Source organism: Candidatus Planktophila sp. (assembly GCF_040402315.1).
In the GTDB taxonomy this organism is placed as follows: domain Bacteria; phylum Actinomycetota; class Actinomycetes; order Nanopelagicales; family Nanopelagicaceae; genus Planktophila.
Map to the genome: position 1 here is coordinate 12,994 of NZ_JBBAMU010000001.1, position 17,855 is coordinate 30,848.

At 49.1% G+C, this 17,855-nt stretch carries 17 protein-coding genes; 15 read left to right on the top strand and 2 right to left on the bottom strand.

Annotation, left to right across the window (positions count from 1 at the left end):
- The first annotated feature begins 12 nt into the window (after positions 1–12).
- The 12 genes from AC9UEP_RS00075 (at position 13) to AC9UEP_RS00130 (ending at position 13,472) form a co-directional block, all read left to right on the top strand.
- Positions 13–1,746 carry a proline--tRNA ligase gene (locus tag AC9UEP_RS00075; protein WP_509542884.1) on the top strand — a complete coding sequence of 578 codons (1,734 nt, stop codon included), beginning with the start codon at positions 13–15 and terminating at the stop codon, positions 1,744–1,746.
- Positions 1,747–1,819: 73 nt separating this feature from the next.
- Entirely contained in the window at positions 1,820–2,296 is a 477-nt protein-coding gene (gene rimP, locus AC9UEP_RS00080) for a ribosome maturation factor RimP (protein WP_509542886.1), read from the top strand.
- Positions 2,296–3,264 (top strand): transcription termination factor NusA, encoded by a 969-nt coding sequence (nusA, locus tag AC9UEP_RS00085; RefSeq protein ID WP_509542887.1) that lies wholly within the window; start codon positions 2,296–2,298, stop codon positions 3,262–3,264. The genes rimP and nusA overlap by 1 nt, the downstream gene beginning before the upstream one ends.
- Before the next feature lie 181 nt (positions 3,265–3,445).
- A complete protein-coding gene (gene infB / locus AC9UEP_RS00090; protein ID WP_509542888.1) occupies positions 3,446–6,157 on the top strand; it encodes a translation initiation factor IF-2 in 2,712 nt (903 codons plus the stop codon).
- A 19-nt stretch (positions 6,158–6,176) separates the two neighbouring features.
- Positions 6,177–6,617 (top strand): 30S ribosome-binding factor RbfA, encoded by a 441-nt coding sequence (gene rbfA, locus AC9UEP_RS00095; RefSeq protein WP_509542890.1) that lies wholly within the window; start codon positions 6,177–6,179, stop codon positions 6,615–6,617.
- A complete protein-coding gene (gene truB / locus AC9UEP_RS00100; protein ID WP_509542891.1) occupies positions 6,617–7,492 on the top strand; it encodes a tRNA pseudouridine(55) synthase TruB in 876 nt (291 codons plus the stop codon). The genes rbfA and truB overlap by 1 nt, the downstream gene beginning before the upstream one ends.
- Positions 7,493–7,510: 18 nt before the next feature.
- Positions 7,511–8,398 (top strand): bifunctional riboflavin kinase/FAD synthetase, encoded by an 888-nt coding sequence (locus AC9UEP_RS00105; RefSeq protein WP_509542893.1) that lies wholly within the window; start codon positions 7,511–7,513, stop codon positions 8,396–8,398.
- Between the two features lie 143 nt (positions 8,399–8,541).
- The gene (gene rpsO, locus AC9UEP_RS00110) at positions 8,542–8,811 is read left to right on the top strand and encodes a 30S ribosomal protein S15 (RefSeq protein ID WP_095674990.1); all 270 of its coding nucleotides are present in this window, start codon (positions 8,542–8,544) and stop codon (positions 8,809–8,811) included.
- A gap of 172 nt (positions 8,812–8,983) precedes the next feature.
- Positions 8,984–11,185, top strand: coding sequence for a polyribonucleotide nucleotidyltransferase (locus AC9UEP_RS00115; RefSeq protein ID WP_509542895.1), 2,202 nt, complete (start codon positions 8,984–8,986; stop codon positions 11,183–11,185).
- A gap of 4 nt (positions 11,186–11,189) precedes the next feature.
- Entirely contained in the window at positions 11,190–12,467 is a 1,278-nt protein-coding gene (locus AC9UEP_RS00120) for a M16 family metallopeptidase (protein WP_509542896.1), read from the top strand.
- The gene (gene dapB, locus AC9UEP_RS00125) at positions 12,464–13,198 is read left to right on the top strand and encodes a 4-hydroxy-tetrahydrodipicolinate reductase (protein ID WP_509542898.1); all 735 of its coding nucleotides are present in this window, start codon (positions 12,464–12,466) and stop codon (positions 13,196–13,198) included. The genes AC9UEP_RS00120 and dapB overlap by 4 nt, the downstream gene beginning before the upstream one ends.
- A gap of 16 nt (positions 13,199–13,214) precedes the next feature.
- Positions 13,215–13,472 (top strand): glutaredoxin domain-containing protein, encoded by a 258-nt coding sequence (locus AC9UEP_RS00130; protein WP_509542899.1) that lies wholly within the window; start codon positions 13,215–13,217, stop codon positions 13,470–13,472.
- On the opposite strand, the gene AC9UEP_RS00135 is transcribed toward AC9UEP_RS00130, so the two are convergent.
- Positions 13,469–13,774 (bottom strand): AzlD domain-containing protein, encoded by a 306-nt coding sequence (locus AC9UEP_RS00135; RefSeq protein ID WP_509542901.1) that lies wholly within the window; start codon positions 13,772–13,774, stop codon positions 13,469–13,471. The genes AC9UEP_RS00130 and AC9UEP_RS00135 overlap by 4 nt on opposite strands.
- Positions 13,771–14,439 carry an AzlC family ABC transporter permease gene (locus AC9UEP_RS00140; RefSeq protein WP_509542903.1) on the bottom strand — a complete coding sequence of 223 codons (669 nt, stop codon included), beginning with the start codon at positions 14,437–14,439 and terminating at the stop codon, positions 13,771–13,773. Before AC9UEP_RS00140 ends, AC9UEP_RS00135 begins: the two co-directional genes overlap by 4 nt.
- 60 nt (positions 14,440–14,499) lie before the next feature.
- Here AC9UEP_RS00140 and thyX point away from each other — a divergent pair, with 60 nt between their 5' ends.
- From thyX to AC9UEP_RS00155, 3 genes are read left to right on the top strand one after another with little or no spacing between them, the layout of a single operon-like run.
- Entirely contained in the window at positions 14,500–15,219 is a 720-nt protein-coding gene (gene thyX, locus AC9UEP_RS00145; protein ID WP_509542905.1) for an FAD-dependent thymidylate synthase, read from the top strand.
- A 16-nt stretch (positions 15,220–15,235) separates the two neighbouring features.
- The gene (dapA, locus tag AC9UEP_RS00150) at positions 15,236–16,132 is read left to right on the top strand and encodes a 4-hydroxy-tetrahydrodipicolinate synthase (RefSeq protein WP_509542907.1); all 897 of its coding nucleotides are present in this window, start codon (positions 15,236–15,238) and stop codon (positions 16,130–16,132) included.
- Between the two features lie 9 nt (positions 16,133–16,141).
- Positions 16,142–17,827, top strand: a complete 1,686-nt coding sequence (locus AC9UEP_RS00155; protein ID WP_509542908.1) for a ribonuclease J — start codon at positions 16,142–16,144, stop codon at positions 17,825–17,827.
- The last annotated feature ends 28 nt before the right edge of the window (positions 17,828–17,855 follow it).

Below are 17,855 nucleotides of genomic sequence, written 5' to 3' on the forward strand. Positions count from 1 at the left end.
AGGGTTCCCTTCATGTTGCGAATGTCCACTCTTTTCTTGCGCACGCTTCGCGATGACCCAGCTGATGCTGAAGTTCCTAGTCATCGCCTTCTAGTACGCGCCGGATATATTCGCCGAATCGCGGCGGGCGTCTACTCATGGCTCCCACTAGGTGTGATCACACTTCGCAATATCGAAAACATTGTCCGCCAAGAGATGGATAAAGCTGGCTTCCAAGAAGTTCATTTTCCGGCACTGCTGCCTAAAGATGCATATGAACAGACTGGGCGCTGGACTGATTACGGGCCAGATCTTTTTCGTCTGCAAGATCGTAAAGGCGCTGATTATTTATTAGGCCCCACCCACGAAGAGATGTTCACGCTGATGGTTAAAGGTGAGTACTCCTCTTATAAGGATTTGCCGCTCTCGCTCTATCAAATACAGACCAAGTATCGCGATGAAGCTCGTCCACGTTCTGGAATTATCCGCGGGCGCGAATTTGTGATGAAAGATTCCTATTCATTTGACCTCACCGATGAAGGATTAGTTGATTCTTACATGCGCCATCGCGCCGCCTATATTGCAACCTTTGATCGCTTGCGTCTTAAGTACAACATCGTCAGTGCGGTATCAGGTGCCATGGGTGGCTCGGCATCAGAGGAATTCTTAGCACCGTGTGAGACAGGTGAAGATACCTATGTTCTCTGTGAAAAATGTGGTTATGCGGCAAATGTGGAAGCAGTCACAACAGTGATAGCACCCAGTGACGCTTCTGGTGTTACTGCGCAAGAAGTCTTTGATTCACCTAACACTCCCACTATCGACACGCTGGTTGAACTTCTTAATGCGAAATTTGGCGGGGGATACGACGGGGCAAAGACTCTTAAAAACGTGATGCTGATGGCTGATGAGAAAGCGATTTCGATACTTGTGCCGGGAGACCGCGAAGTTGATCTCAAGCGCTTGCAAGCAAATCTTGCTGGCGTCAATGACTTGCGAGTATTTGAAGAGGTAGATTTTGCGAAGTTTCCAGGACTTGTAAAGGGTTACATCGGACCGCAAGATGCAAAGAAGAATGGGATCACCGTCTATGCCGATCCACGCATTGCTCCTGGCACGGCGTGGGTAACAGGTGCCAATGCCAAAGATAAGCATGCACGCAATGTGGTGAGCGGTCGTGATTTCACCGTTGATCATTACGTGGAAGCGGCACAAATTCGTCAGGGTGATGCATGTCCAAAGTGTGCATCCCCAGTTGTTATTGATCGCGCTATTGAAATTGGTCATATCTTCCAGTTGGGTCGTAAGTATGCGCAGGCACTAAACCTGACCGTCCTTGATCAGAATGGAAAATCACAAGTTGTCACCATGGGCTCTTATGGCGTTGGCGTCTCGCGCGCTGTGGCAGCCATTGCCGAACAGAGCTATGACGAGATCGGACTTTCCTGGCCGGTAGAAGTGGCACCTGCCAAGGTGCACGTTGTTGCCACAGGCAAGGAAGATAATATTTTCGAGACTGCCGAGAAGATTGGTGCAGAGCTGGAAGCTCGCGGAATATCTGTGATGTTAGATGATCGACGCGGCACTAGCCCAGGGGTCAAGTTTAAAGATGCTGAACTGATTGGAATTCCAGTCATTGTCGTTGTGGGCAAAGCGCTGGAAAATGGCCAAGTTGAAGTTCGGGTGCGCAAGAGTGGCGAGAAGTCAGAGATTGCCGTAGCGGGCGCAGTTGATGCAATCGCAGCTCTTCTTCCAACCTTGCCCTAATTACCAGATTGCTTACATTCACTGATAAAATCTCTCTTACAACTTAAGAACAATTAAATATGAAGGGCTAGAAATGGCAATCACAGATCAAATAGTTAAACTAGTTACACCTGCAGTTGAAGCTCAAGGATTCTTCCTTGAAGAAGTCCTACTTGTATCACCCGGCAAACACCGCATAGTTACCTGCATCGTTGATGGCCAAAGTTCCTTAAATATGGATCAAGTCACTGCAGTCTCACGCGCCATCTCAGAACTTCTCGATGAAGCCACCTTTATGGGAGAAGCACCCTTTACGTTGGAGGTCACTTCTCCTGGCGTTGATCGCCCGCTAACTAAACCACGTCACTTTGCCAAGAACGTAGATCGCCTGCTGAAAGTCATGCGCCATGATGGTGAGGTCGTTACTGGCCGAATCTCTGGCAATACTGAATCTGAGCTCACGCTTTCGGTGACCGAGAAGAAGGAAATAAAGGAATTAGTAATAGCGCTAGCTGATATTAAGCGCGCAACAGTTGAAATTGAATTTAACCGGAAAGATAGTGATAAGTAATGGGCGTTGATATTGAGGCGCTTAAGCAACTGACCGATGCCAAGGCGATGCCACTAGAGCAATTGATTCAGGCAATCGAAGCAGGAGTTCTCACCGCGTATGCCGAGACGCTAGAGCCAAACCGTTACGCACGAGTGCAACTTGATCGCAAAACCGGAGATATTGCGATATTTGTTCCCGAATTTAATGAACTAGGGGAGCGAGTTGCAGAGAAGGTGCTCGAGGTAGAGGGCTTTAGTCGCACCGCAACATCTACTGCTCGCCAAGTAATTAAACTTCAGATGCGTGCAACTAATGATGCTGAAATCGTGGGAGAGTTCACCGCATCTGTGGGTGATGTTATTTCCGGGATCGTGCAACAGGGGCGCGATCCAAAGATGATCAACGTAAACCTGGGTCGAACAGAAGGTCGTATTCCGCCACAAGAGCAGGTTCCTGGGGAAGTCTTTAACCATGGCGATCGCATCAAATGTTTTGTAGTTGAAGTAAAGCAAGGACTCAAAGGTCCAGAGATAATGTTATCTAGGAGCCACCCAGCGCTGGTCAAGCAATTATTTGCACTAGAAGTTCCAGAAATACAAGATCGCATCGTTGAAATAATGGCGGTGGCACGAGAGGCAGGACATCGCACAAAGATTGCAGTGCGTTCTCATCGTGCCGGAGTTTCAGCGAAAGGTTCACTGATCGGTCCGATGGGTTCTCGAGCACAGGCTGTGATGAATGAGCTACATGGCGAGAAGATTGATATCGTCGATTGGGATGAAGATCCAGTCAAGTTTGTCGCTCATGCACTGGCTCCGGCCAAAGTAACGAGTGTGACTATCGTTGATGAATCAATTCGTTCCGCAAAAGTCATTGTGCCGGATTACCAACTATCGCTGGCCATCGGAAAAGATGGACAAAATGCCCGTCTTGCCGCGCGACTTACCGGCTGGCGAATAGATATTCACCCCGATACTCCCGCGTGAAATAGGGATTTCTCACCTCATTCGCTAGACTCTGACCTATCGCACAAGCGCATACGCGTGAGTGCAATTACTGAAATGGATGCGAAAGATATGAAACTCAAATGAGCTCGTTTACATCATGAGGTCGAACAACTAGGGCTCGCATCCCACAAATTTTAATGCGGGCCAAGACAGGAGAAATGTGTCAAAGGTCCGCGTACACGAGTTAGCAAAGCAGCTCGGTATGGAGAGCAAGGAAGTTCTTGCAAAGCTCCAAGAAATGGGCGAATTCGTTCGATCAGCATCATCAACAGTTGAAGCACCGGTGGTGCGCAAGTTAGTTGCGCTATACCCAGATGCTAAACCGGCTTCCGATGCGAAGCCTGTTAAGAAGGCTGCGGCAAAGAAGACTGCCGCATCTAAGAAAACCGCTGAAGTAAATCCAGAACTTGCAGCAGAGTTAGCTGCTGAACTTGGTGTGGATCTTGCAGCGCTGAAGGCATCGCGTGATGCTGCCGCAACTGCCCACGAAGAGGCAAAGAGTGCTGCAGCTGCAGAAACTCACGCACCTGTGGCACCGACTACTCCTGCTACACCTGGTGCACCACGTCCAGGAAATAATCCATTTTCATCAGGGACGGCAGTTCCACGACCACCACGTCCTGGTAATAATCCATTTTCAACAGGTGGCAGTGTTCCTCGCCCACCTCAAAGACCGGCAGGTTCAACTGGTGCACCACGTCCCGGTATGGCAGGTGCTCGTCCCGGTTCTGTTCGTCCAGGTTTTGCAGCACGACCTGGTGGTGCACGTCCGCCAGGTGCAGGCGCTGGAACTGGAACTGGAAACTATCCACCACGTACGGGTGGCGCACCAACGTCATCAGGTCCGTATCGTTCGCAAGGGAATGCTCCAGCAGGTGGCGCACCTGGTGGTCCACAACGCCCAGGCGGCGGTGCTCCTAATCGCGGTCCAGGTCGTGGCGGAACTGCAGGTGCATTTGGAAAGAATGCGAGTAAATCTTCCAAGCGTAAGCAGAAGTCACGTAAGGCGCTGCGCGAAGAATTCGACAATATGCAAGCTCCACAATTAGGTGGAGCAGTTGTTCCTCACGGTGATGGAAAGACAAAGATTCGCATGCGCCGTGGCTCATCACTTGCCGATTTTGCAGAGAAGATCAATGCAGATCCAGCAGCGTTGGTCTCAGCCCTATTCCACCTTGGTGAAATGGTGACTGCAACTCAATCTGTTGATGCTGATACATTTGAAATTCTGGGTGCACAGCTTGGATATGTCATCGAAGTTGTTTCGCCTGAGGAAGAAGATCGTGAACTCTTGCAGGGATTTGATATCGATCTCGCTGCCGAAATGAGCGACTACGACGAGGAAAATCTCACTGCCCGCCCACCAGTTGTTACCGTAATGGGACACGTGGACCACGGTAAGACTTCACTCCTTGATGCAGTTCGTAAGACTGAAGTAATTAAGGGTGAAGCCGGCGGCATCACACAGCACATCGGTGCCTACCAAATTCACCATGATCACGATGGCGTCAATCGCGCTATTACATTTATCGATACGCCAGGTCACGAAGCCTTTACCGCTATGCGTGCACGTGGTGCCAAAGTCACCGATATTGCAGTGCTCGTAGTTGCAGCAGATGACGGCATCATGCCTCAGACAATCGAAGCACTTAACCACGCACAGGCAGCTGATGTGCCGATCGTGGTTGCAGTGAACAAGATTGATAAGGAAGGTGCGAACCCAGATAAGGTCCGCCAGCAACTTACCGAATACAACTTGATTGCCGAGGAGTACGGCGGAGATACAATCTTCGTAAACGTCTCTGCTAAATCAGGTGTCGGAGTCAATGAACTGATTGATTCAATCTTGCTGACAGCCGATGCTGCTATTGATCTACGTGCTGTTGCACTCGATGTTGCTCGCGGTGTTGCCATTGAAGCGCACCTCGACCGTGGTCGTGGACCAGTTGCCACAGTTCTAGTCCAGCGTGGAACACTCAAAGTCGGAGATGCAATCGTTGCCGGAGGATCTTTTGGTCGCGTACGCGCAATGCACGATGAAGATGGAAATACGGTCGAAGAGGCAGGGCCATCACGTCCAGTGCAGGTTCTCGGATTCACATCCGTTCCTAATGCTGGAGATACCTTCCTGGTTGCAGAAGATGACCGCACATCTCGTCAGATTGCTGAAAAGCGTCAAGCTGCAGAGCGCAACGCGCAATTGGCGAAGGCGCGTAAGAAGGTATCGCTGGAAGACTTCATGGAGCAATCCAAGATTTCAACTCTTAACCTCATCCTCAAGGGTGACGTTTCTGGTTCGGTGGAAGCACTCGAAGATGCACTGATGCAACTCGATGTCGGTGCTGAAGTAGATCTACGAGTTATTCACCGCGGTGTTGGCGCAATCACCAAGAGTGATATCACGCTTGCATCTGCCTCAACTGCTGTTGTTATCGGCTTTAACGTTAAGCCAGAGCCACAGACTGCTATCTATGCTGATCAAGAAGGCGTCGAAGTCCGCTTCTACTCAGTTATTTATAACGCAATCGAAGAGATTGAACTTTCACTTAAGGGACTCCTTAAGCCAGAGTTTGAAGAGGTCATACTCGGCAGCGCAGAAGTACGCGATCTCTTTAAATCTTCAAAGGTTGGAACTATTGCCGGTTCTGTCGTCAGCGATGGAATCATTCGCCGAAATGCAAAGGCACGCGTCCTGCGTGGTGGAGCAGTTATTGCCGAAGAGGTCACTATTGAATCTCTCAAGCGATTTAAAGATGATGCCACTGAAGTTCGTGAGGGCTTTGAGTGCGGTATCGGCGTAGGCAAGGGTGCTGATCTTGCCGTGGGAGACATCATTCAAGTCTTTGAGATGCGTGAGAAGAAGCGCGCCTAACGCTTCGAAAAGAGAACAAATGGGAAATTCACACCGCAGCCACAAGGTTGCAGACCGCATCAAGGTAGTAGTGGCACAGCTACTTGAGACAAAGATTAAAGATCCGCGTCTTGGCTTTGTCACTGTTACCGATGCGCGTGTGACCGGAGATCTACAGAACGCCTCAATCTTCTATACCGTCCTTGGTGGAGATGATGAGCGCGCTGCAACCGCGGCCGCCCTGGAATCTGCAAAAGGTGTTATCCGTAGCGCTGTCGGAAAAGATTTAGGTACTCGAATTACGCCATCACTTGAATTCATTCTTGATGGACTTCCGGAATCTGCAAAAGCCCTGGATTCACTACTCGAGCGAGTGCATCAACTAGATGCTGAAGTTGCGAAGGCACGCGAGAATGCAAAGCCAGTGGTGGAAGATGCTTATAAAGTCCCACGCGTCGTAGAAAACAAATTTGATAACTAATGACAGATGGATTCCTAGTTGTAGATAAAGCTGGGGGAATGACCAGTCACGATGTTGTAGCAGTGGGCCGTAAAGCACTGGGCACACGCAAAGTAGGCCATGCCGGAACACTTGATCCGATGGCTACCGGAGTATTGGTCCTAGGTTTCGGAAATGGCACACGTCTTTTGCAATACATCACCAATGGCGATAAGTCTTACATAGCAACAATTGTACTTGGAAGCTCAACAATCACTGATGACAAAGAGGGCGAAGTACTTACCAGCACTGATGCCTCAAAAGTAAATGATGCGGACATTGAAAAGATTCTGAAGGGGATGATTGGCACCATTGCCCAGCGTCCATCCTCCGTCTCGGCCGTAAAAGTTGGCGGAGAACGTGCCTATAATCGCGTTCGCGCAGGTGAGACATTCGAACTTGCGGCTCGCAACGTAACCATCACTCAACTCGATATCTTGGCGATACGCCATCTGGATTCAACAATAGAAGTAGATATTGACGTGACCTGCTCTGCCGGAACATTTATACGAGCCATTGCTCGTGACCTAGGGGAGGCGTTAAAAGTTGGGGGACACCTCAGCGCACTTCGTCGCACCCGAGTTGCTGGCTTTACTGAAAGCGATGCGGTCTCATTTGAAGATCTTAAAAATGTGAAATTCACACCCTTAAACCTGGCAGATGTGGCTCGGACAACTTTTTCTGTGCGCGAGCTCACTCTGGAAGAAGTCAAAGAGTTATCTTTTGGTAGATCTCTCTCTGAGAATGGGCATACTTCCATCACTGCTGCGATGTCACCAGATAATCGATTAATTGCCCTGCTCAAAGACGATGGAGAGCGCGCAAAACCGATATCTGTCTTTGCGGCCGCGAACTAGGTAAGGCAAGATTGGTGCATGTCCGAGACTAACGTTGTACTCATAGGGGTATTTGACGGGGTACATAAAGGACATCAACAACTGCTTAATCGTGCAAAAGAGATTGCAGCTGGGCGGTCAATCGTTGCCCTGACCTTTGATCCACATCCAACAACTGTTTATGCCCCCACGAAGGTGCCCACTGCTCTGACAACCCTGGCTGATCGGGTTGAACTCTTAAAGATTCACAACGCTGATCAAGTTGCAGTCATGAAGTTCAATGAGAAGTTTGCCGCAATGTCGCCCGAAGATTTTGTAGCCAATGTCTTGGTGGGCCAACTTCATGCCAGCACCGTGGTGGTGGGCAAGAACTTCACTTATGGTCACAAGGCTGCTGGGAATGTTGAATCACTGATTGCCGAGGGCCGCACACATAATTTCACAGTGGATGTGCAGGAGCTAAAAGCAGATACTGAAGTAATCTCTTCTTCCCGTATTCGCGCACTTGTGATTGCCGGAAAAGTTGAGGAAGCGCGTGCGTTGCTATCGCGTCCACACCGACTAGATGGTGTGGTGGTTCATGGGGAAAAGCGCGGGCGGGAAATTGGTTATCCCACAGCTAATTTAGGAAACATTGATGGACAAACTATTCCTGCCGATGGCGTCTATGCCGGGTGGTTGACCGTGGGAATTAATTTCTGGCCAGCAGCAATTTCGATTGGTACCAATCCAACATTTGAAGGAGAGCGCGGAAGGCAAGTAGAGGCTTACGCACTTGATCAAGAGGGGCTAGAGCTCTATGACAAGAATGCATCTATTGAATTTGGTTGGTATCTGCGGCCCACTCTGAAATTCGATAGCTTGGAAGAGCTATTAGTCCAGATGAAGAAAGACTGCGATAAAGCGCGCGAATTAACCGAGAAATAAGGGCAATTCAGCCTCAATTTCACTTATCTACACCCCACAGGTAAACTTTGTCCTGTCCAACGAGAAAGTGATTTCCCGTGATTCAAACCGGGAAGCCTCTTGAACAGTACTGATGTACTTAACATGAAAAGGAATACAGCACAATGGCATTAACACCAGAAGTAAAGAAAGAAATCATTGCGAAGTACGGCTCATCAGCTACTGATACAGGAAGCCCTGAAGCTCAGATCGCTTTATTGTCACGTCGCATCGATGACATTACGACTCACCTTAAGACCAACCCACATGATCACCACAACCGTCGTGGTCTGTTGTTGCTCGTAGGTCAGCGTCGTCGAATCTTGCAGTACCTCGCAAAGACAGATATCAATCGTTACCGCGGAATTCTCGAGAAACTCGGAATCCGTCGCTAATTAAGTAAGAACTACCCGCCGGGGGACTAATGGTCCTCGGTAGTGGTTTCCAGATGTTTGCATCTGTGAACTTCGATCGAAGATTCATTTGTTTCGCCTTGCGAGTAGTTACCGCTTCCAAGCTGTGCTCATGCACCTTGGAATATGCAACAAACGAATCAAAGGAGGACCCATGGAGGGTCAAGACGTAAAGACAGCAGTAGCCGTTATCGATAATGGAAAGTATGGAAAGCGCGAGATCAAGTTCGAAACCGGACGCCTCGCAAAGCAAGCAGCAGGAGCTGCAGCTGTTTATCTAGATGATCAGACGATGATTTTCTCAGCAACAACAGCTTCAAAGACACCTAAAGATCAATTCGATTTCTTCCCACTTACAGTTGATGTAGAAGAGAAGATGTATGCAATTGGAAAGATCCCAGGATCATTCTTCCGTCGTGAAGGCCGACCATCAGAAGAGGCAATTCTTACCTGCCGTCTGATTGATCGCCCTTTGCGTCCATCATTTATCAAGGGACTTCGTAACGAAGTACAAATCGTTGTGACAGTAATGGCACTCGACCCTGATCACATGTATGACGTGATTGCTATTAACGCAGCATCAATGTCAACCCAACTTGCAGGTCTACCATTTTCAGGTCCTATCGGTGGAGTGCGTGTTGCACTTATCGAAGGCCAGTGGGTTGCATTCCCAAATCACTCACAGGTCGAGAACGCTGTTTTCGATATGGTCGTTGCAGGTCGCGTAACAGCTGACGATGTAGCAATCATGATGGTGGAAGCAGAAGCGACATCACGCACAATTGGTCTCATCGCCGATGGCGCAGCAGCACCTACGGAAGAAATTGTTTCGCAAGGACTCGATGCAGCTAAGCCATTTATTCGCATGCTCTGTGAAGCGCAGTCAAAGCTGGCAGCAGTAGCTGCAAAGCCAACTGCAGATTTCCCAGTCTTCTTGGATTACCAAGATGATGTCTTTGCCGCAGTTGAAAAGGCTGCAAAAGATGATCTTGCAAAGGCGATGACAATCGCAGGTAAGCAAGAGCGCGAAACAAAGATTGATGAAATCTCTGCCTCAACTAAGGAATCTGTCTCGGCTGCCTTTGAAGGTCGCGAGAAGGAAGTTCCAGCAGCGTTTCGCTCACTGACAAAGAAGCTTGTTCGTCAGCGCGTATTGCGTGACAAGATCCGTATCGATGGTCGCGGTCTTCGTGATATTCGTGCCTTGTCTGCAGAAGTTGAAGTTATTCCTCGCGTTCACGGATCTGCAATCTTCGAACGTGGAGAGACTCAGATTCTTGGAGTGACAACTCTTAATATGCTCAAGATGGAACAGCAGCTCGACACAATGAGCCCTGAGACATCAAAGCGTTATATGCACAACTACAACTTCCCACCATATTCAACTGGTGAGACCGGTCGTGTAGGAACTCCAAAGCGTCGCGAAATCGGCCACGGAGCACTTGCAGAGCGCGCACTTATTCCAGTACTTCCAACTCGCGAAGAGTTCCCTTACGCAATCCGTCAGGTCTCAGAAGCACTTGGTTCAAATGGATCCACATCAATGGGATCAGTTTGTGCATCAACACTGTCAATGCTCCAAGCTGGTGTGCCACTAAAGGCTCCAGTTGCCGGTATTGCAATGGGTCTTATCTCAGATGATGTTGATGGCAAGATTGAATACGTTGCCCTCACAGATATTCTCGGTGCCGAAGATGCATTCGGAGATATGGACTTCAAGGTTGCCGGAACGAAGGACTTTATTACCGCCCTTCAACTTGATACCAAGCTCGATGGAATTCCAGCTTCAGTTCTCGCTGGAGCACTTCATCAGGCAAAGGAAGCGCGTTTAGCAATTCTTGATGTCATGAATGAAGCAATCGATACCCCGGATGAGATGAGCCAATACGCTCCTCGCATCATCTCGGTAAAGATTCCAGTAGATCAGATCGGTGCAGTAATCGGGCCTAAGGGCAAGATTATTAACCAGATTCAAGATGAGACTGGCGCAGATATCTCCATTGAAGATGATGGAACTATCTACATCGGTGCCACCGATGGGCCATCAGCGGAAGCAGCTCGCGCGCAGATTAACGCGATTGCTAATCCGCAAATGCCAGAAGTGGGAGAGCGATACCTCGGAACTGTTGTGAAGCTTGCAACATTCGGTGCATTCATCTCATTGATGCCAGGTAAAGATGGCCTGCTCCACGTATCTCAGATTCGCAAGATGCATGGTGGAAAGCGCATTGAAAACCTAGAAGAGGTCATGAAGGTTGGCGACAAGATTCAGGTTGAAATCGGCGAGATTGATCCAAAGGGCAAGCTCTCTTTGGTTTCGGTTCTCGAAGATGGATCGACTCCAGCTGCTGAATAAGTAGATGTCAGTTAAACGCTCAGTTCACGCAAGTGGCCTGCGTATTGTTACGGAAGAAGTTCCGTCAGTACGCAGCGCTGCTGTGGGAATTTGGGTCAATGTAGGTTCTCGTGATGAAGCACCGGCTACGGCTGGTGCTTCTCATTTTCTGGAACATCTGCTCTTCAAAGGAACAACAAGTAGAACCGCGTTAGAAATTTCTTCATCCATTGAATCAGTCGGCGGTGAGATGAATGCCTTTACATCTAAGGAATACACCTGCTTCTACGCCCGTGTAATCGATACTGATTTGCCAATGGCAATCGATGTGGTCAGCGATCTCATCACTTCATCTGTTGTCTCAGCCCTAGATGTTGATGCCGAGCGCAAAGTAGTGCTTGAAGAAATTGCTATGCGCGATGATGATCCCAGTGATCTTGTGCACGATCTCTTTAGTGATACTTACTATGGCGATACCCCCATCGGGCGCCCAATTCTAGGAACGATTGATTCAATCAATGCGATGTCTCGCAGCACTGTATTTAATTACTACAAGAAGAAGTACTTACCGCAAGATCTGGTTGTTGCTGTGGCTGGCAATATCAAGCATAAGCGCGTGGTCGCCATGGTTGAACAAGCCCTGTCGCGCGATAACTTCCTTGATGTCATGGCCGCGCCTGTTATTCGCCCCAATATTCCGATTAAGAATTCAAAGCAGCAATCTGTTGGTCTGATGTATAAAAAGAGCGAACAAGCTCATATGTTCTATGGGATGGAAGCTGTTGCTCGAGCAGATGAACGTCGCTTTGCGATGGGAGTTCTCTCTGCGGCCCTCGGCGGCGGCATGTCATCGCGCCTCTTTCAAGAGATTCGCGAAAAACGTGGTCTTGCCTACTCTGTCTATTCATATGCGCAACAATTTGCCGGCTCTGGGCTGATTGGTTTTTATGCGGGATGTAACCCAGCCAAGGCGGTAGAAGTCGTCGAAATTATTCGCAGCGTCTTAAATGATGTTGCAGTTAATGGAATGACCCAAGAAGAAATTGATCGCGCCAAAGGCGCCGTACGTGGATCCCTGGTATTAAGTCAGGAAGATACCGGTTCGCGCATGAGCCGCATCGGCAAGAATGAGATTGTGTATGGCCAAGTGATGGATTTCGATGACATTCTCACCTCAATTGACCGGGTGAGCGCTCAAGACATAGGCGAAATTGCCAGCGAGTTCTTGGTCAAAACGCCTACCCTTGCTCTTGTCGGTCCATTTAAAAATGAAGCGAAATTTGAAAAGGTGTTAGAGCGATGATCAAAGTTGCAGTCATTGGTGCGCGTGGTCGCATGGGTTCAGAGGTCGTTAAGGCTGTCAACGAAGCTAAGGATCTAGAACTCGTTGCGCAACTTGATCTCGGAGATTCACTCGACGCTCTGCTTACCAGTGGCGCTGCGGTAGCAGTTGATTTCACAACACCTGATTCGGTTATGGCCAACCTCGAATTTTTGATCTCTCACAACATCAATGCGGTTGTGGGCACAACTGGTTTTGATGATGCACGCATTGCAAAGATTAAGGCTGCATTGGTCAACTCAAAGTCAGGGGTATTAATTGCTCCCAACTTTGCTATTGGCGCAGTGCTCATGATGGAGTTTGCAACAAAGGCAGCTGAGTACTTTGAATCTGCTGAAATCATTGAACTGCATCACCCTAACAAGGTAGATGCACCATCAGGCACCGCCGCCCGCACAGCCGAACTCATGTCAGCTGCGCGCAAAGAGGCAGGATTACCTGCAATGCCAGATGCGACAAGTACTTCTTTAGCTGGAGCACGCGGTGCCACTGTGGGAGATATTCCAGTTCACTCGGTTCGCGTGCGCGGATTGGTTGCACATCAAGAGGTATTACTCGGTGGAATTGGTGAAACACTTTCAATACGACACGACTCGATAGACAGAGTAGGTTTCATGCCAGGAGTACTCCTTGGAGTGCGAAAAGTTGTGACACATCCAGGGCTGACTTTCGGCCTGGAAAACTTTATGTAAGAAAGAGGGAACTCTCATGGCACTTGCAGATATCACGATGTATGGAGCCGACTGGTGCGGTGATTGCCGTCGTTCCAAGCGACTCTTAGAAGAGCTAGATATTCAGGTCAACCACATTGATGTCGAAGTAGATCAATCTGCAGCGGCTAAGGTCCGTGAAATCAACGGGGGAGCGCAGTCAATTCCGGTGCTTGTATTTTCAGATGGCACACATATGACAGAGCCTTCAGATAATGACTTGAAGGCAAAGCTCACTTCGCTCGGAATTATCTAAAAGCGATATAAAAGCGCGGAAGTAAAGGCTGCAGAGATCACCACAACAAAGTAAGGCGCCTTGAGCATCAGCGCTATGAGCGCAACAGCAACACCGGCAAGGCGCTGATCAATAACCCAGCTGCCTTTTTCAGTCACTGTTTGAACTCCGACCAAGGCGCTCAGGAGCGCAACTGGTATCAGGGTGTTAATACGCAACATTCGCGGGTTTGTCAGATATTTCTCTGGGATTAAGTAACCTGAATACCGCAGGGCAAAGAGTGCGATGCTGGAACCGATAACACCTATCCAGAGCGCGTTCATCTGCGCACCTTCCAGCCAAAGATCACGGCAAGTACGACGGTGGAGATAATTGGTAGACCGGCGCTGAGTACCGGACTAAGAAGGACTGCCACTACAAGTGCGCTAACGGCAAGTGCGCGTTCTAATTTATTTGTCAGCCTTGGCCACACAAGTCCTAAGAAGGCGGCTGGAACTGCAGCATCGAGGCCCCAGGCAGAGGGATCTCCCATTGCCTTCGCACCGAGTGCGCCTAATAGTGTGAAGATGTTCCAGAAGATATAGACGCCAAAACCGGTTAGCCAGAAGCCTTGCTTCATTGCCTCAGTGCCTAGCTTCTCCTGACTTAAGGCAACGCCGGTTGATTCATCAATAGTTACTTGCGCCGCAATGACTTTTTTGAAACCAGAGACACGCAATAACGGGGCCATGCGAAGTGCGTACAACATATTTCTCACACCAAGAAGTGAAGCTGTTGCGATTCCTGCAATGGCGCTTCCACCTGCGCCCATGACGCCCACGACTGCAAATTGAGATGCGCCAGAGAAAGTCAGAAGAGAGAGTAAACAAGTCTGCAGAACTGAGAACCCTGCGGCGATACTGGCGGCGCCAAATGCAGTTCCATAAAGGCCCACCGTCAGGGAGACGCTCAAGCTTTGGGATGCGGTGGTGCGGTTCACTCTGGACACGCGGACATTCTGCCCTAGATATGCAGCAAGTGGAGGGGGGTTGATAGATAAGGTGCGACCATGTCTGAGACCATAATTTATAGAGACGATGTATCGGTAGAGCTTGTTAAATCAAGTGCAAGTGATGCTGATGTCATTTGGGCCGCTCGAGTATCAACCGCCGGTGAGCAGTCACTTGATGAAATAGGTGAAGATCCAGCGCGATCTGCTGGGCTGATTAACTATCTTGCTCGCGAACGCCATGGATCACCTTTCGAGCACACCTCGATGACTTTCTTTGTTTCAGCGCCCATCTTCGTCTTCCGTGAATTTATGCGCCATCGCATTGCTTCCTATAACGAGGAATCAGGGCGTTATCGTGAACTCAAGCCAGTTTTCTATATCCCTTCTAAAGAGCGCAAACTTATTCAGGTTGGTAAGACTGGTGCCTACACATTTGAAGATGGAACAGCAGAACAATTTGAAATAACAGTCAAAGCGATGAAGGATGCCTATGTCATTGCCTATGAGTCATATGTGAAGATGTTAGAGGCGGGCGTTGCCCGCGAAGTTGCGCGAGTAGTTTTACCGGTCGCAACGTACTCATCTATGTATGTCACCATGAATGCCCGTGCATTGATGAACTTTTTATCCTTGCGTACCGCACGTGAAGGTTCGCACTTTCCAAGCTATCCGCAGCGAGAAATCGAGATGGTCGCCGAAAAAATGGAAGCCGAGTTCGCGAAATTGATGCCTTTGACATACGGAGCCTTCGAAAAATCTGGTCGTATTGCGCCTTAAGCGATAAGATGCGCGGATGAGTATCCAGCCTCCTTTTGGTCGATTAATCACCGCAATGGTGACCCCATTCAATAGTGATGGTGCAATCGATTGGGATGGCGTTGCAACGCTGGCGCAACATCTAGTTGATACCGGACATGATGGAATCGCAGTCAACGGCACAACTGGTGAAGCTCCAACAACAAAGTCATCCGAAAAGCTTGAGATCATCAAAGTCGTCAAGAGCGTCGTTGGTGAGAAAATCTGTGTGCTATCAGGTGCTGGCGATAATGAGACTGCTTATACGGTTGAACAAGCTAAACGTTCCCAAGATGCTGGTGCAGATGCGCTCCTGGTTGTTACCCCTTATTACAACAAACCTCCACAAGCTGGAATCGAAGCGCACTTTCGCGCAGTAGCCGCCGCAACCGATTTACCCATCATGATGTATGACATCCCAGGCCGGACCGGTGTTGAAATCGAATCTGACACGATTGTGAAACTCTTTGAAACTGTTGAAAATATTGTTGCGCTCAAAGATGCAAAGGGAAATGTCGCAGCGACATCATGGGTAATCAAGCGCTCGGCAATTCCGGTCTATTCCGGTGATGACATCCTCAACCTGCCTTTCCTTTCTGTTGGAGCTGTCGGCTTCGTCTCTGTCTGTGGTCATACCGTTGGCTTAGAACTCAAAGCGATGCTTAATGCCTGGTTCGCTGGAGATGCACCACGCGCTCTTGAAATTCACCAGAAGCTCCTTCCAGTCTTTACGGGAACATTTCGCACACAAGGTGCAATTTTGACCAAGGCAGCGATGTCTCTCCTGGGACTCCCAGGAGGAACTACTCGTCTGCCACTCGTTGATGCCACCAAAGCACAGATCGAACAATTACGTAAAGATCTTATTGCTGGTGGAATCACGTTGAAAAAATAATTTGGCTGTATGACTCAACACCCGCATCCAAACCTAGGAACTCCGAGCAAGCTCGTTGCTGGCGGAGTTCGCATCGTCGCCCTTGGTGGAATCTCTGAAATCGGTCGCAATATGACCGTCTATGAAACAAATGGAAAGCTACTGATCATCGATTGCGGGGTTCTCTTCCCGGAAGATAATCAGCCTGGAATTGATTTAATCTTGCCAGATTTCTCCTACATCAGAGATCGCCTTGCGGATGTGGTTGGAATTTTTCTAACCCATGGACATGAAGACCATATCGGGGCAGTTCCATACTTACTGCGCGAACGTGGTGATATCCCGGTCTATGGCTCGCCGCTGACTATCGCTCTCATTGCCGCTAAATGTAAAGAACATCGAATTTCACCACTGATGCGCGAAGTTCGGGAAGGGCTGCGCGAAGATGTCGGACCATTTGAATTAGAGTTTATTGCAGTTAATCACTCGATTCCGGACGCACTAGCAGTAGCGATTCACACACGTGCTGGAACAATTCTGCACACCGGTGATTTTAAAATGGATCAACTTCCCCTCGATGGTCGCATCACAGATCTGCGAACATTCGCCCGCTTAGGTGAAGAAGGAGTGGATCTCTTCCTGGTTGATTCCACCAATGCTGACGTTCCTGGCTTTACGCCATCTGAGCGTGAAATCATGCCCGCTCTTAATCGGGTAATTTCATCAACAAAGCGTCGAGTAATTGTCGCCTCATTTAGTTCACACGTGCATAGAGTTCAGCAAGTTATTGACACCGCAGCTCTTCACAATAGAAAAGTTGCCTTCATTGGTCGCTCAATGATTCGCAATATGAAGATTGCGCAAGAGATGGGTTATCTCACCGTTCCTTCAGGGATTTTATTTGATGCCCGAGAGCTAGAGAACTACGACGATAACGTGGTTCTCATCTGCACAGGTTCACAAGGTGAACCGATGGCGGCACTTTCGCGGATGGCAAACGGTGATCACCAGATTAGAGTGGGAGAAGGGGATACCGTCATCTTGGCATCCTCACTAATTCCAGGTAATGAAAATTCTGTCTTTCGGATTATTAATGAACTCACTCGATGGGGCGCCAAAGTGGTTCATAAAGCAAATGCCATGGTTCATGTGTCGGGGCACGCCGCAGCTGGCGAACTTCTCTATTGCTACAACATCGTCAAGCCTAAGTACGCCCTACCCGTGCATGGCGAATGGCGTCACCTGAAAGCTAATGCCGAGTTAGCTATTGAATCAGGTGTTCCGCGCGAGAACGCATTCATTATTGAAAACGGCATTGTTATCGACCTCATTGATCACCACGCTGAAGTTGTTGGCGCTGTGCCGTGCGGTTTTGTCTATGTCGATGGTGGCAGCGTTGGCGATATCACCGAATCTTCGCTGAAGGATCGCAGGATTCTGGGCGAAGAAGGATTCATCTCTGTCATTGTGGTGATCGAATCTCAAACCGGAAAAATTGTTGCGGGCCCTGACATTCATGCACGTGGTTTTAATGAGGACATCGCACTCTTCGATGAGGTTAAAGGACAGATCGAAAAAGCCCTAGCTGCTGCAGTTGCAGAGGGAGTCAATGGAACACATCAATTGTCACAAGTTGTGCGTCGCACCATTGGGGGATGGGTGGGCCAGAAACATCGCCGGCGCCCGATGATTGTTCCGGTAGTCATTGAGGTCTAGCGCGGCGCGCCTACGCTCGCTAAAAAAA

Excerpts from the sequence above, each read along its gene's own strand:
- AC9UEP_RS00075 (WP_509542884.1), top strand. The coding sequence starts at position 13 with ATGTTGCGAATGTCCACTCTTTTCTTGCGCACGCTTCGCGATGACCCA.
- rimP (WP_509542886.1), top strand. The coding sequence starts at position 1,820 with ATGGCAATCACAGATCAAATAGTTAAACTAGTTACACCTGCAGTTGAA.
- nusA (WP_509542887.1), top strand. The coding sequence starts at position 2,296 with ATGGGCGTTGATATTGAGGCGCTTAAGCAACTGACCGATGCCAAGGCG.
- rbfA (WP_509542890.1), top strand. The coding sequence starts at position 6,177 with ATGGGAAATTCACACCGCAGCCACAAGGTTGCAGACCGCATCAAGGTA.
- truB (WP_509542891.1), top strand. The coding sequence starts at position 6,617 with ATGACAGATGGATTCCTAGTTGTAGATAAAGCTGGGGGAATGACCAGT.
- AC9UEP_RS00105 (WP_509542893.1), top strand. The coding sequence starts at position 7,511 with ATGTCCGAGACTAACGTTGTACTCATAGGGGTATTTGACGGGGTACAT.
- rpsO (WP_095674990.1), top strand. The coding sequence starts at position 8,542 with ATGGCATTAACACCAGAAGTAAAGAAAGAAATCATTGCGAAGTACGGC.
- AC9UEP_RS00115 (WP_509542895.1), top strand. The coding sequence starts at position 8,984 with ATGGAGGGTCAAGACGTAAAGACAGCAGTAGCCGTTATCGATAATGGA.
- AC9UEP_RS00120 (WP_509542896.1), top strand. The coding sequence starts at position 11,190 with ATGTCAGTTAAACGCTCAGTTCACGCAAGTGGCCTGCGTATTGTTACG.
- dapB (WP_509542898.1), top strand. The coding sequence starts at position 12,464 with ATGATCAAAGTTGCAGTCATTGGTGCGCGTGGTCGCATGGGTTCAGAG.
- AC9UEP_RS00130 (WP_509542899.1), top strand. The coding sequence starts at position 13,215 with ATGGCACTTGCAGATATCACGATGTATGGAGCCGACTGGTGCGGTGAT.
- AC9UEP_RS00135 (WP_509542901.1), bottom strand. The coding sequence starts at position 13,774 with ATGAACGCGCTCTGGATAGGTGTTATCGGTTCCAGCATCGCACTCTTT.
- thyX (WP_509542905.1), top strand. The coding sequence starts at position 14,500 with ATGTCTGAGACCATAATTTATAGAGACGATGTATCGGTAGAGCTTGTT.
- dapA (WP_509542907.1), top strand. The coding sequence starts at position 15,236 with ATGAGTATCCAGCCTCCTTTTGGTCGATTAATCACCGCAATGGTGACC.
- AC9UEP_RS00155 (WP_509542908.1), top strand. The coding sequence starts at position 16,142 with ATGACTCAACACCCGCATCCAAACCTAGGAACTCCGAGCAAGCTCGTT.